A 13,085-nucleotide genomic window follows, 5' to 3' on the forward strand; every position below is an offset into this window, starting at 1 on the left:
CCTCCCTCCCCCTTGAGGGGAGGGAATGAGGGTGGGGGTCGTTGGGCGGATCACCGATGGGCCCCCACCCCCGACCCCTCCCCTCAAGGGGGAGGGGAGCCCTCCGGCTCGTGCTTCCGTCAATACATGACGTAGTCTAAGCGGGAACGTAGGTCAGCTTGATCACGTCCTCGTCGATCCGCTCGCTGGAGACGAAGCGGAGCGGCGAGCGGGCGGCGGCGAAATAGGGCGTGCCCTGACCGAGGACGACCGGGTGCAGGTAGATGCGATACTCGTCGACCAGGCCGAGCTCGGTGAGGCTTTTGACGAGGCCGGGACCGGCAACCTCGATCTCTCCATCGTGCTCGGCCTTGATCTTGCGGATCGCGCTCTCGAGATCGCCCTCGACAAGCGTGGCGTTGGGACCGAGCGACGGCGACGAGCGCGAGACCACCCATTTCGGCTGCTTGCGCCACGCCGCCGCGAAGGCCGCTCCATCCGGCTCCCAGTCGGAATGATCATCATCCCAGTAGTGCATGAGTTCATATATCTTGCGCCCGTAGATACTGCCCGCCTGCCCCTCGGCGTCCTTGATGAACTGGCGGAAGAGCGTCGGGTTCGGCGCCGGTAACGCCATGTGATCGACGTAGCCGTCCAGGGACTGGTTCATTCCGAACACGAGCTTGGCCATGCCTGCTTCCTCCTATGCCGCATCCTGCGCGGTTCTGGTTGCGCTATGCAATCGGTTGTAAGCTAGCCTGACCGATTTTGTAACGCAACTGGTTTTGGAGGGCGCATGGCCGACGCTATGCGTATTGGTCGTGGCGGCGCAGCCAGTCCATGCCTTCGGCCTCGTTGCGCCCCTTCGGCATGAGGTCGAGCATGGCGTAGGTGCCCATCATCACTTCCACACCGCGCCCGAAGGTGGAGTAGGTGTGGAACACATCGCCCGCCTCGTCCTTGAAGAACGCGCTGAGGCCGGGCCATTCCTCGCCGGTTTCGTTCCACTGGCCGAAGTTGTAGTCGATGTGGCCGCTGGCGACCTCTTGCGGCGTGAAGGTGACCCGGAAATCGTAGTTGAACGGGCTGCCGTTCGAGGAGACCCACTTGAACTGCCAGCCCATGCGCTTGCGGTAGCGCTCGATTTCGGCAAGCGGCGCGCGCGAGACGGCGACCATGGTGACGTCGTGATGGGCCAGATGCATGTTCATGCCGTCGGTGTGGTCGGCCATGAAGGAGCAGCTCGGACAACCTTCCTTCCAGCCCGGCGCGAACATGAAATGCTGCACCAGGAGTTGCGATCGATCCTCGAAGAGCTCGGCGAGGGTGCGCGGGCCGTCCGGCGTGTCGAACACGTAGTCCTTCTCGACGCGCACCCATGGCAGGGCGAGCCGCTCGCGGGCGACCTTGTCGCGAAGATGGGTGAGTTCCTTCTCGGCCTTGAGAAGGTCCCGACGGGCGGCCAGCCATTCATCGCTTGAAACGACGGTGTGTTGCATTTTCAGTCTCCTTCGGTCCGGGTGATGGGAGCGTTGCTGTGCGGCGAACGGGCGGAAACGAGCTTCAGCCATGGGGACAGGTGGAAAAGGCTCATCAGCAGGTACATCAGGGCCATGTCGCTGATCGGCATGAAAGCCGAGGCGGCAGAGCACATCGCCATGCCCGGCGAGCCGACGGCCGACATCCAGCCCAGCAGCGCGAAGGTCGGGGTGGCGGCGAGCGCGAGCCAGCCCGACACAGCGGCCGCCTGCCGAGGCAACGAACCGGCCTTCCTCTTTGCTTCAAACGTCATTTCCGCTCCTCCGGCTGCATCGCTGTTCAACGATTGCGATGCCAAGAGGCTATTCCGGGCGGAGGGTTGGGTGAGAGTTACAAATGTGGCGGGATATCAGTGAAGGAAAGGCGCAGCGGGCTATGGGCCTGCCGCGCCTTCCGGGGGATCTCACTCGAACCCGGTCCGCGGCGTCTCGCCGGCAAGGAACGGGGCGATGAAGACCATGAGCGTATCGGGCTGGTTGATGACGGCGGTGTGCGAGCTCGCGGGCAGGATGGCGAGCCGGGAGGCGGCCAGCGGCGCGCCGACATCGCCCATGACGCCGCCGCCGAGCAGATGGAACATCTCGACGCTGTGGTCGAGCGTCATGCCGTCGGCGTCGCCCGCGATGATCAGCACGGGCGTTTCCAGCGCCGCGACCTCCTCGCCCCAGGCGAAGGTCTCCTTCTCGAGGTCGATGACCTTCTGGGCCAGCGCGGGAAAGCCTTCCGGATCCGCGGCAAGCTCCTTGTAGTCCTCGGCGAAGGGCGAGGAGGTGAACATCTCGACGTTCCACTGCGGGATCGCCTCGCGGAACGCCGGCTGCCAGCCCTCGTAGTCGTAGGCGCCGGAGGCAAAGACCAGCTGGTCCACCTTTTCGGGAAAGTCGATGGCGAGGCGCAGCCCCGTCATCGCGCCCATGGAATAGCCGAAGACGTCGGCCTTCTCGATGCCGACCGCGTCCATGAAGGCGGCGACGTCGCCGGCAAGGTTCGGATAGGTGATGGGCCTGTCGATATCGGTGGTGCGCCCGTGCCCCTGCAGCTCGAGCGCATAGACGCGGTGCGTCTCGGCAAGGCGCCCTACGATCTCGCCCATCATGGGGATGTTCATGAAGCCGCCATGCAGCACGATCATCGGGTCGCCTTCGCCCGAGACCTCGTAATACATCTGCATGCCGTTGATCTCGACGCGGTTGCCTTCAGGCGGCTCCTGCGCGAAGGCGGCGCCGGCTGCGGCGAGCGCCGCGGTGGTCACTAGAATGCGTAGCATGTTGGTTGCTCCTTGTGCTCTTGAGGCGAGCGGTTTGCCCTGCCTTCACCGATTGACCGAACGGCCGGAGCGGGGTTCGACAAATGAGGCGAAATATTCGCCGGGGGTCCGAGATGCTTCAACGCGGCGCCGGTGCATGTGGTGGCATCGCAGGCCCCTCACCCTGATTTTCCGCTGAACGCGGAAAATCTGTCCCTCTCCCCGGAGGGGCGAGGGGAGGGGGCCCGTCACCTCCTGCAGAGACAGGTGCGATAGCCCTGAGGGGAGCCGGACGCGAACGCCGTATCGCGGCCTCGCTGACCCCTCATCCGCCCCTTCGGGGCACCTTCTCCCACAAGGGGAGAAGGGAACCGTGCCGGACGCCACTTAGCCGCGATGAAGACCGATGGGGTGCGCCATACTGCACTGGCTCAACCTAATGGAACGGGCGGACCTCGACCGGCGCCCGGCAGGCGATGGCGGCCTTGCGGCCCCATTCCAGCGCCTCGTCGAGGTCGCCCGCTTCCAGGACCCAGAAGCCGCCGACGTGCTCCTTGGTCTCCATGTAGGGTCCGTCGGTGACGATGACCTTGCCGTCGGACTTGATCCGCAGCGACCGCGCGCGGCTGACCGGCTGCAGCCCGCCGACGAAGATCCGGACGCCGGCAGCCTTCATCTCGTCGTTGAGCGCCGCGATGTCGGCGCGCGTGGCGTCGTCCTCGTCAACGGCCGGGTCGTAGCCGTCGGGGAGGTGAATGGCGACCAGGTATTGCGTCATGGCTCTCTCCTGAAACCTCTGTGGCGGCAGGGCGATCGCCTTGCCTTCTCCATCTCATCGAATGGCCGGACCGGGAATCGACATGCCGCGCCAAAAAGCTCCGGCGATCAGGAGGTCCGCTCCAGGCGGCGGGCGCCGAGGGCGGCCGCCAGGGCGATGGTTGCGGAAGCCAGCATGACGAGAAGGAGCCCGTGGCGGGCATTGTCCTCCGTCAGGACGGCGGCCGCAATCGACGACATCGCAGCGCCGCCCGTGACCGCGATGGCGCTCGCCAGACCCGCAGCGCTGCCCGTGAGCCTGGGGCGAACCGAAAGCGCGCCCGCGTTCGCGCTCGGCATGGTCAATCCGTTGGAGACGCCGACGAACATGCAGGGCCCGAAGAGCGCCAGCAGGTGATTGACGCCGGCGAAATAAAGGACCAGGCCGAGCAGGAGGCCGGCGCAGGCGAGCACCCGCCCGGCAACGAGCGTGGTGGTCAACGGGAAGCGGCCGGCGAAACGCCCGGAGAGGAAACTGCCGAGCATGAAGCCCGCGGTGATCGAGCCCATGAAGATGCCGAGGAGGGCGGGAGACATGTCGAAGGCGGAAGCGGCGGCAAGCGGCGCGCCCGCCAGGAAGGCATAGAAGGCGCCGAGCGAAAAGGCCATGCACGACGCATAGGCCCAGAAGCGCCCCGACGTGAGCAAGTCGGGATAGGCGCGGAACTGCTCGGCGATCGTGTTCGACGGACTGCGGTTCGTCTCGCCCAGATCGATCCAGCAGAGCGCGAACACGGCGACGCCGGAGACGGCGAGGAACCAGAAGCTCGCCCGCCATCCGAACAGTTCGTCGAGAAACCCGCCGAGGCTCGGACCGAGCATGGGCGCGACGGCCCAGGCCATGGCGATATAGCCGATCCTGCTCGCGGCCTCCTCCTTGCCTGTCGTGTCCCGGATGGCGGCGAGCGACACCGCATAGGTCGGGGCGATGGCGGCCTGGACCATCCGGCAGACGAGGAAGGTCCAGATATTGGGGGCGAGGGCACAGCCGATCGTTGCGACCATGAAGACGGCGAGGCCCCAGAGGATCACCGGCCGGCGCCCGAACCTGTCCGACAGCGGCCCCATGATGATCTGGAGGCACGCGGAAACGACGGCATAGGCGGCGAGCGCGAGGCCGGCGACGCCGTAGTCCACGCCGAACTCGGCGGCCACGTTCGTCAGCGAGGGCAGGAAGATGTTGATGGGAAGGATGGCAAGCGCCGACAACAGGATCAGCGTCGTGAGGCGCGGCGGGTGCGTTGGTTTCGGCATGGCAACTGGGGCTGAGGTTTGGGGCGAGCGTAGGATCGGGCATGAAAAAAGCCCCTTCCGGGGCCTGCTTACCGCGCGCGGGTGCTTTCGCCGGCCGGCTTACGCCGACCTGCCCACGCGCCTTCCTACTACGACGAAGAGCCTCTCAACCTTCATGGCGCAACAGCTAGTCGCGAATTGACGCCGCCGTCAACCGTTCCTCGGGAGGCGGTTGCGCGATCTGCCGATATTGCGCCCAGATTGGGGGTTCCATCCCCGCACCAATGCCTTTATGAGAGCCGTCCCTTTTCGCGCGCGCTTGAGTGGGCTCGGCGCGCCCCTTCATTTCACGGACCGCAATCATGACACGCGCCTGTGGCCTCGATTTCGGCACGTCCAATTCGACGCTGGGAATGGCGGGGGCGAACGGCCCGCGCCTCCTGCCGCTGGAAGCGGACAAGGTGACGATCCCCAGCGTCCTCTTCTTCGGCTTCGAGGACGACGCGATCCACTTCGGCCGCGAGGCGGTGGGGGAATACGTCTCGGGCGCCGACGGGCGCCTGATGCGCTCGTTGAAGAGCGTGCTCGGCACCGGCCTCATCGGCGACACCACGCGGGTCAAGAAGAAGACCTACGGCTTTCTCGACATCCTCGGCATATTCATCGGCGAGATGAAGCGGCGCGCCGAAACGGCGGCGGGCGAGGCGCTCGACAGCGTGGTGATGGGGCGGCCGGTGCATTTCGTCGACGACGACCCGAAAGCGGATGCCGAGGCGCAGGGCCAGCTCGAACGGGCGGCGCGCGGGCAGGGGTTCGCGCATGTCGAATTCCAGTTCGAGCCGATCGCGGCGGCGCTCGACTACGAGAGGCAGGTGACGCGCGAGCACCTGGCGCTGATCGTCGACCTCGGGGGCGGCACCTCGGACTTCTCGCTGGTGCGGGTCTCCCCGGAGCGGCGCGCGGCCGAGGAGCGGGGCGCCGATATCCTCGCGACCGCCGGCGTCCATATCGGGGGCACCGACTTCGACCGGCTGCTCGCCATGGGGCGGATCATGCCGGAGCTGGGGCTCGGCACGCAGACGAGCGACGGCAAGCGCTACCTGCCGACCGCGCCTTACTACGACCTCTCCACCTGGCACCGCATCAACCGGCTCTATTCCGCGCACGCCCATCGCGAGCTGACGGAGACGCGGCGGGAGGCAGAGCGGCCGGACCTCGTCGACAAGATGATCGACGTGGTCGAGGAGCGGGCCGGCCACAGGCTGATCGGCGAGGTCGAGGAGGCCAAGATCGCGCTCTCCGGGCACGATGGTTATGGCTTCCGCTTCGCTGTGCGCGAGGCGGTGATCGAGGCGGAGCTGCGGGTCGAGCACCTGGCGGACGCCATCGCCGATTCCGTCGAGCGGATCGCCGCGACCGCCGCCGAGACGCTGCGGCGCGCCGGCACGACCGTCGGGGACGTCGACGGGCTGATCCTGACGGGCGGCTCGACGCAGGTGCCGGCCGTGCTGAGGCGGCTCTCCGCGATGTTCCCGGACGCGCAGGTCATCCGCACCGACGTGCTCGGGAGCGTGGGATTGGGGCTGGCGATCGAATCGGCACGGCGGTTCGGGGGGTAGGGCTCCCCTTCGCGCTGACGGGGAGGCGTGGGCATTGATCCCCGACAAGCCAGGGAAGTGGCCTTCGCCGGGGTGACATCGCGGGTGGTGATGGTGGTGATGCTAGAGCTGGCAAGCCCGTGTGTACTGGGTCCCGGCTTTCGCCGGGATGACAGCCGGAGGGTGGGGCCGGCCCGGTGCCCATATTCAAATGGTCGCTTCGCGAGCGTACGTTTCCGGAGCGCAAGCAGGCGTGACTTGACCGTGACGGGCGCGGACGCCAGATGATGGGCACCTGTGCCGGCCGGAGGCTTTCCCCCATGCGATTTGCCCGTTTCCTTGCACCCATTGCCGTGTTCCTCGGGCTCGCGGCGCCCGCGATGGCCCAGGCGATATCGCCGATAGGCAACTGGCAGAGCGCCAAGGGCGATGCGCGGTTCGTCGTCGACCAGTGCGAGAGCGGCAGGGGGCTTTGCGCGACGCTCGTCTGGCTGCGCGAGGACGTACGCAACCCGGCGCGGCTGGCGTCCGTCGGCACGCATGTGGTGGAAGGCGCGCAGGCGACCGGTCCCAACCGCTGGCGCGGCACGGTGAACTACGCCGGGCACACGCTCTCGGGCTCGGTGACACTCGTCTCGCCCAATGAGATGCGCGTTTCGGGATGCATGCTGCTGATCTTCTGCGAGACGATGGAACTGGTGCGCATGTAGGCATTGGCCGGGGCTGGCCCGAACAAAAGAGCTCCTGCTAACGCATTGTAAAACAACAAAAATCCGGAACTTATCCCCGCGCGCCGGCGATCTGCTAGTCTTCTGGCATGGTCGAAGAACTGGGTCAGAACGAAGCGCGGGCGGCGAAAGCCGCTGCGGGCAAGCCCGATTGGCCGCTCATACGCCGGGACTATGAGGAGAGCGATCTGACGCTCGACGAGATCGCCGCGCGTCATGGCGTCAAAAAGGGGCAGATCAGCTATCGCGCGAGGGTCGAGGACTGGAAGCCGCGTTTTCTGCGCGAGCTCGACAGCAGCATGTTCGCTCGCCGCCTCCTGGCCATTCTCGGTCAGCAGATCGTCAAAATCGAGAAGCAGATGAAAAGCAGGATCAGGAACGGCCAAGAGGTCGACGGCAAGGACGTGGCGCTGCTCAACACCATGGCGCGCACGCTGGACAAGCTCATCGAGCTCGATGCCCGAACCAAGGGAAACAAGGCCAAGAAGACGCCGCAGGCGGAAAACCTGCGCGCGCAGCTCGCGCAACGGATTACTGAGCTTGCCAGACGATAGCGCGCCGGTCCTCGCGCCCGATGATCCGCGCTCGCCGGAAAACCTCGCCAAGACGCTGGCGTTGGTCGACCGCGCCACAGAAGAGGATGTCGAGGACATCTACTACGACTGGAGCCTGATGAGCCGGTCTTCGCAAAGGCCACCGGAGGGCGACTGGACGACCTGGCTGATCCTGGGCGGGCGCGGCTCGGGCAAGACACGGGCGGGCGCGGAATGGGTGCGCGGGCTCGCGAGACAAGGGATCTCGCCGATCGCGCTGGTCGGCGAGACGATGACAGAGGCCGTCGACGTGATGATCAACGGCGTCAGCGGCATCCGGCGCATCTCGCCGCCGGCCGAAGAGCCGGTGCTGAAGGGCAACATGCTGATCTGGCCCAATGGAACCGAGGCCATGGTGCTGGCCGCCAATGATCCGGAACGGTTCCGGGGGCCGCAATTCGCGGCGGCATGGAGCGATGAGGTCGGCAAATGGCCCAAGGCCGAAGAGGCCTGGGACATGCTGCAGTTCGGGCTGCGGCTGGGCGAGCGGCCGCGCCAGCTGGCGACCACGACGCCGCGCGCGACGAAGTTTTTGAAGCGGCTCATCGCCGATCCGCAAACTGTGGTGACGAGAATGACCACGGCCGAGAACGAGGGGCACCTGGCGACCTGCTTTCTCGACGCGGTGGTCAAGCGCTATGCGGACTCGGTGCTGGGGCGCCAGGAGCTCCTGGGCGAGCTGATCGAGGACCGGCCGGACGCGCTCTGGCAGCGCGCCATGTTCCGGCGCTGGTCGGGCGCGCCGCTGGAGCGGATCGTCGTCGCCGTCGATCCGCCGGTGTCCGGGCACGACAAGTCGGATGCCTGCGGCATCGTCGTTGCCGGCCGGGCCGGGGACGAGGCGGTGGTGCTGGAGGACGCGACGGTCAAGGGACTGGCGCCGCTCGCCTGGGCGCGCCGGGCCGTGGCGGCGTTCAAGGCGCACGAGGCCGACGCGCTCGTCGTCGAGGTCAACCAGGGCGGCAACCTGGTGCGCGAACTGATCGCGCAGGTCGCGGCCGACCTGCCGCTGCGCGAAGTGCGCGCGACGCGCGGCAAATGGCTGCGCGCCGAACCGGTCGCCGCGCTCTATGGGCGGGGGCTGGTAGCGCACGCCGAGGGCCTGACTGCGCTCGAGGACGAGATGTGCGCGTTCGGTGCGGACGGCAAGAGCGAGGGGCACTCGCCGGACCGGGTGGACGCGCTGGTCTGGGCGCTGACCGAGCTGATGCTCAACGATGCGCGGCCGCGGGTGCGGCAGTTTTAGGAGGTGTAGTCCCAGGGATTGAGGAGGGGAACGACAAAATCTCGGAAATCGCCGATGTTGCGTGTCACCAGGATCATGTCATGGACGATCGCCGTTGCGGCCAGCAATGCGTCGGCGAGATGGTCGTCGGGAACATGCCCGAACCGTGCGCACTGCACGGCTACGTCCAGATCTATATTGAAAAGCCGCCCTTCATAGGTGGGAACGATGTCGGAATGGAGCCATGCGCTCAAGCGGGCGGAATGTTCGGGGTTTTTCTTCGAAACCATGACGGCGCCGCGCCCGATCTCGAGCACGGAGATCACTGAGATGTATGCTTCCTCGATATCCAGTTGGCCGGCCCAGCGCCTGACGTTGGGATCGGCACGCTGGGGCCGGCGCAGCTCGGAAAGGACATTGGTGTCGAGCAGATAGGTCAATCGTCACCCAGGTCGATCGGGCGCGCGATGCTGGGCAGACGCGGAAACTCGATGTCGAAATCATACTCCGGCCCGCCCTTCTGCTCCATCGCCTCGAGCAGGCTGATGCGCCGCTTTGGAGCGTCGGGCGCGAGACGGTGGTAGTCCTCGGTGCTGAGGAGCACATGCGTTTCGCGGCCGCGATCGGTGATGATGACCGGGCCCTCGAGCGCGGCACGCTTGGCGCCGCTCGTGTTCTGGTTGAACTCGCGGCTGGAGATGGTGGTCGTCTTGCGGGGCGCGGCCATGGTCGCCTCCATCGATTGTAGATACGTTGCTACGTTGTAGCATTCACTCTCAATGTCAAGGATTTTCCCATGCCAACCTGGCTCAACCGCCTTGCCGGCGGCCGGACGAACGCGCCCGAGGAAACCAAGTCTTACGCCGGCCATTCCCTCGTCAGCCTCAGCGAACTGCGCGAGGCGACGTGGAGCGGGCGGGGGTTTGCGAGCCTCGTCAACCAGGGGTTCGCGCGCAATCCGGTGGTCTACCGCTGCGTGCGGCTGATCGCCGAGGCGGCCAACCGCGTGCCGCTGACGGTGAGCGAGGGCGGGCGCAAGGCGAGCGAGCATCCGCTGCTGACGCTCCTGGCGCGGCCCAACCCGCACCAGTCGGGCGGGGAGATGCTGGAGGCGGTCTACGCGTATCTGCAGACGGCGGGCAACGCCTACCTCAATGCGGTGGTCGACGACGGGGAGGTCAGGGGACTCTACTGCCTGCGCCCGGATCGGATGAAGGTCGTTTCCGGGCGCGACGGCTGGCCGGCGGCCTATGCCTATACGGCGGGCGGCAGGACGGTGCAGCTGGCGCAGGATACGCTGCCGGTGCCGAGCGTCCTGCACCTGGCGCTGTTCCATCCGATGGACGACCATTACGGCATGGCGCCGCTCGCGGCGGCGCAGACGAGCCTCGACATCCACAACGCGTCCGCCGCCTGGAACAAGGCGCTGCTCGACAACGCCGCGCGGCCCTCCGGGGCGCTGGTCTACACGGCGGGCGGCAACCTGAGCCAGGACCAGTTCGAGCGCTTGAAGGACGAGCTGGAGCAGGGGTTCTCGGGGGCGGCGAACGCGGGCCGGCCGATGCTCTTGGAAGGCGGGCTCGACTGGAAGACGCTGGCGCTGTCGCCCCGCGACATGGACTTCATCGAGGCCCGGCACGCGGCGGCGCGCGATATCGCGCTCGCCTTCGGGGTGCCGCCGATGCTGCTCGGCATTCCCGGCGACAACACCTATTCCAACCTCGCCGAGGCCAACCGCGCCTTCTGGCGCCAGACCATCGTGCCGCTGGTGCGGCGCGTGGCCGACGACCTCTCCAACTGGCTCTCCCCGGCCTTCGGCGGCACAACGCTCGCCCCCGACTTCGACGACGTCGAGGCCTTGGCCGAGGACCGGGCGGCGCTGTGGGCACGCGTGGGCGCAGCGGAGTTCCTGAGCGATGCGGAAAAGCGGCAGATGCTGGGGATCGAGGCGGAGGGGACCCGATGAAGCAGCTGTGGCCGGCTTCTGTCTGGGACGAGCTGGAGCGGGAGGTTGCCGAGCTGCGGCTCTATCTCGTCGAGAAGCGGATGAACGCGCTGGTCGAGGAGGTGTTCAGGGACCTCGAGCGCAGGTATCGGCCGGATCAGCCGCGGGCGCCCAAGGGCACGCCTGAGGGCGGGCAGTGGGTGGTGGATCCGGCCGGTGCTCGGCAACGACAGCAGGCGGAAAGGGGAGAGCGCCTTTCTGTTACGTGGATGCCAATGGGATTTACAAAGCATGGGATAAATCAAACGATTAACCGCGGAATCTCAGCGGGTGCGATTTATGATGCTCTGAACAACCCGAACAAAATAGCGCCAGGTTCATCGCCGCATTCTTGGAAGTACTACGGCATTGATGCAGTTGTGGTGATAAACCCGTTTGGTGAAATTATAACGCTATGGCCGACGTGATGAGGCGCTTGAAATGACCTACGAGCAAAAATTGGACGCGGTCAGGAAAATGCTCCTGCAGGATTGGGACCCGATAGGCGTGAGGGATGAGCCTGCCGCGCAGGACGAGTACGATGCATATTTACCCGCTGTCCTGCACCTGCTGCAGGTGCGCGCTCCAGTGGACGAAGTGGCTCGCTGCCTTACAGATATCACCACCCTGGAGATGGGCCTCAGCGACGTGGAAGAGCGCGACCGGGCCGTGGCGGCGAGGTTGCTTGCGCTTCGATTAGATCGAGCATGATCTACGATTTCAACCGCTTCGAACGTTCGGCCGACAAGCTCAAGGAGCTTGGGCGGTGGCAGGATGCGCTGGAGATTTATTTTTTCATGGCCGATGGCGATCCGTCGCTGGATGCCGGCTATCTCGGAACGCGCATCGCCGAATGCTACGAGGCGATGGGGCGCGTGCGGGAGGCGAAATATTGGCATGGACAGGCGGTCGAGGAGAATCCGGGCGTGCGCCAGTCCAGCGAGGATGCGCTGCGGCGGATCGGTGAGCTGCCGATCGAGCATCTGCTGATTACGGACTGATCTCCTCTCCCACTCGGGGTAGGGCGCGATCCGCCATGTCCACCGGCGCCTCCTTGAAGCATCGCAGACCCCTCATCCGCCCCTTCGGGGCACCTTCTCCCTCAAGGGGAGAAGGGGAACCGGGCCATGCGACCTCTATCGCGTTTCGCGATTGGGCGGAAAACGAACCGGCCGCTCCCCTCCCCCTCGAGGGGGAGGGAGGCGATAGAGCCGCTGAAGACCTTCAAGCCCCTTCGGGGGCTTTTTTCATGTCCGGAGGAACTTGATGGACGACATCACCAAATCGGTGCTCGAGCGCGGGGACCTGGCGCATCTGGCGCTGTTCCTGTGGGCGAGCGGGGCGAGTGGGCTGCTGGTCTGGACCTTGAAGGAGCTGGCGGCGGCCAACCGCCGGTTCAACGACTTCGTCCACGAGATCGCCTCGCTCAATCGACTTTTCGGCAAGGGAGAATAGCCCATGGGCAAGAAAGCGAGCCGCGAGGCGGCCAAGCAGACGTTCCGGCAGTTCGCCTGGAACCTGGCGGGGACGCTGGCTTCCGCCAAGGCCGGGACGGGGCGACCGGCCGCGCAAGGCACGGGCGGGAGGACCAAGCGCGCATGACCGCGATCCCCATCGACGAGGCGGGGCGGTTTGCCGGCTATGCCTCGGTGTTCGACGTTCCCGACGACGGCAACGACGTGGTGATGCCGGGCGCGTTCGCCAAGAGCCTCGGCAAGCGCGGGCGCGAACGCATCCGCATGCTCTTCCAGCACGATCCCAAGGAGCCGATCGGGCGCTGGGAGACGATCCGCGAGGACGGTTTCGGCCTCTGGGTCGAGGGGCTGCTGGTGCAGGGCGTGCCGCGCGCCGATGCCTTGCGGGCGCTGATCGAGCGTCGGGCGATCGACGGGCTTTCCATCGGCTTCCGCACGGTCAAGGCCACGCGGCGCAACGGCCAAAGGCTGCTGCACGAGATCGACCTCTGGGAGATCTCGATCGTGACCTTCCCGATGATGGACGGCGCCCGCATCGCCGATACCGACCCAAGGACGGCCGCCGCGTTCGCAGCGGCCGTTTCCGTTTTCAGAGCCTAGGCTCTGTCAGTTCTGACGGAAACGAAATGCTGGCGGCTCCCCTCCCCCTTGAGGGGAGGGGCTGGGGGT

General features: G+C 66.3%; 19 protein-coding genes. 11 read left to right on the forward strand and 8 right to left on the reverse strand.

Features of this window, described 5'->3' with window-relative positions:
* Positions 1–136 precede the first annotated feature (136 nt).
* The 6 genes from VE25_RS16925 to VE25_RS16950 form a co-directional block, all read right to left on the reverse strand.
* A complete protein-coding gene (locus VE25_RS16925) occupies positions 137–670 on the reverse strand; it encodes a dihydrofolate reductase family protein (protein WP_046109837.1) in 534 nt (177 codons plus the stop codon).
* Positions 671–785: 115 nt separating this feature from the next.
* The gene (locus VE25_RS16930) at positions 786–1,478 is read right to left on the reverse strand and encodes a DUF899 domain-containing protein (protein ID WP_046109838.1); all 693 of its coding nucleotides are present in this window, start codon (positions 1,476–1,478) and stop codon (positions 786–788) included.
* A 2-nt stretch (positions 1,479–1,480) separates the two neighbouring features.
* Entirely contained in the window at positions 1,481–1,771 is a 291-nt protein-coding gene (locus VE25_RS16935; RefSeq protein WP_046109839.1) for a hypothetical protein, read from the reverse strand.
* Between the two features lie 150 nt (positions 1,772–1,921).
* A complete protein-coding gene (locus VE25_RS16940; protein ID WP_046109840.1) occupies positions 1,922–2,785 on the reverse strand; it encodes an alpha/beta fold hydrolase in 864 nt (287 codons plus the stop codon).
* Positions 2,786–3,200: 415 nt separating this feature from the next.
* Complete coding sequence (locus VE25_RS16945; RefSeq protein WP_046109841.1) at positions 3,201–3,542, reverse strand: YciI family protein; 342 nt, start codon at positions 3,540–3,542, stop codon at positions 3,201–3,203.
* Between the two features lie 107 nt (positions 3,543–3,649).
* Positions 3,650–4,834, reverse strand: coding sequence for a multidrug effflux MFS transporter (locus VE25_RS16950; protein ID WP_046109842.1), 1,185 nt, complete (start codon positions 4,832–4,834; stop codon positions 3,650–3,652).
* Positions 4,835–5,175: 341 nt separating this feature from the next.
* On the opposite strand from VE25_RS16950, the gene VE25_RS16955 reads away from it, so the two are divergent.
* The 4 genes from VE25_RS16955 to VE25_RS16970 all read left to right on the forward strand — a co-directional run bounded on the left by VE25_RS16955 (position 5,176) and on the right by VE25_RS16970 (position 8,978).
* Positions 5,176–6,432 carry an Hsp70 family protein gene (locus VE25_RS16955; protein WP_046109843.1) on the forward strand — a complete coding sequence of 419 codons (1,257 nt, stop codon included), beginning with the start codon at positions 5,176–5,178 and terminating at the stop codon, positions 6,430–6,432.
* Between the two features lie 299 nt (positions 6,433–6,731).
* Complete coding sequence (locus VE25_RS16960; protein WP_046109844.1) at positions 6,732–7,121, forward strand: DUF2147 domain-containing protein; 390 nt, start codon at positions 6,732–6,734, stop codon at positions 7,119–7,121.
* A gap of 107 nt (positions 7,122–7,228) precedes the next feature.
* Positions 7,229–7,693 (forward strand): hypothetical protein, encoded by a 465-nt coding sequence (locus tag VE25_RS16965; RefSeq protein WP_046109845.1) that lies wholly within the window; start codon positions 7,229–7,231, stop codon positions 7,691–7,693.
* Positions 7,680–8,978, forward strand: coding sequence for a DNA-packaging protein (locus tag VE25_RS16970; protein WP_244466968.1), 1,299 nt, complete (start codon positions 7,680–7,682; stop codon positions 8,976–8,978). The genes VE25_RS16965 and VE25_RS16970 overlap by 14 nt, the downstream gene beginning before the upstream one ends.
* Here the strand turns inward: VE25_RS16970 and VE25_RS16975 are convergent.
* A complete protein-coding gene (locus tag VE25_RS16975; RefSeq protein ID WP_046109846.1) occupies positions 8,975–9,397 on the reverse strand; it encodes a type II toxin-antitoxin system VapC family toxin in 423 nt (140 codons plus the stop codon). The genes VE25_RS16970 and VE25_RS16975 overlap by 4 nt on opposite strands.
* Positions 9,394–9,684: a type II toxin-antitoxin system Phd/YefM family antitoxin gene (locus tag VE25_RS16980; RefSeq protein ID WP_046109847.1), complete on the reverse strand. Its 291-nt coding sequence runs from the start codon at positions 9,682–9,684 to the stop codon at positions 9,394–9,396. Before VE25_RS16980 ends, VE25_RS16975 begins: the two co-directional genes overlap by 4 nt.
* Before the next feature lie 69 nt (positions 9,685–9,753).
* Here VE25_RS16980 and VE25_RS16985 point away from each other — a divergent pair, with 69 nt between their 5' ends.
* The 7 genes from VE25_RS16985 to VE25_RS17010 all read left to right on the forward strand — a co-directional run bounded on the left by VE25_RS16985 (position 9,754) and on the right by VE25_RS17010 (position 13,016).
* Positions 9,754–10,923 (forward strand): phage portal protein, encoded by a 1,170-nt coding sequence (locus VE25_RS16985; protein ID WP_046109848.1) that lies wholly within the window; start codon positions 9,754–9,756, stop codon positions 10,921–10,923.
* The gene (locus VE25_RS22010; RefSeq protein WP_052732048.1) at positions 10,920–11,369 is read left to right on the forward strand and encodes a hypothetical protein; all 450 of its coding nucleotides are present in this window, start codon (positions 10,920–10,922) and stop codon (positions 11,367–11,369) included. The genes VE25_RS16985 and VE25_RS22010 overlap by 4 nt, the downstream gene beginning before the upstream one ends.
* Before the next feature lie 13 nt (positions 11,370–11,382).
* Positions 11,383–11,652, forward strand: a complete 270-nt coding sequence (locus tag VE25_RS16995) for a hypothetical protein (RefSeq protein ID WP_046109849.1) — start codon at positions 11,383–11,385, stop codon at positions 11,650–11,652.
* A complete protein-coding gene (locus VE25_RS17000) occupies positions 11,649–11,942 on the forward strand; it encodes a hypothetical protein (protein WP_046109850.1) in 294 nt (97 codons plus the stop codon). The genes VE25_RS16995 and VE25_RS17000 overlap by 4 nt, the downstream gene beginning before the upstream one ends.
* Before the next feature lie 265 nt (positions 11,943–12,207).
* The gene (locus tag VE25_RS17005) at positions 12,208–12,396 is read left to right on the forward strand and encodes a hypothetical protein (RefSeq protein ID WP_046109851.1); all 189 of its coding nucleotides are present in this window, start codon (positions 12,208–12,210) and stop codon (positions 12,394–12,396) included.
* A gap of 3 nt (positions 12,397–12,399) precedes the next feature.
* On the forward strand, positions 12,400–12,543 hold the full coding sequence (locus VE25_RS23025; protein ID WP_160299997.1) for a hypothetical protein: 144 nt from the start codon (positions 12,400–12,402) through the stop codon (positions 12,541–12,543).
* Positions 12,540–13,016 (forward strand): HK97 family phage prohead protease, encoded by a 477-nt coding sequence (locus tag VE25_RS17010; RefSeq protein WP_046109852.1) that lies wholly within the window; start codon positions 12,540–12,542, stop codon positions 13,014–13,016. The genes VE25_RS23025 and VE25_RS17010 overlap by 4 nt, the downstream gene beginning before the upstream one ends.
* Positions 13,017–13,085: the final 69 nt, after the last annotated feature.

This window comes from Devosia geojensis, from assembly GCF_000969415.1.
GTDB classification, from domain to species: Bacteria; Pseudomonadota; Alphaproteobacteria; order Rhizobiales; family Devosiaceae; genus Devosia; species Devosia geojensis.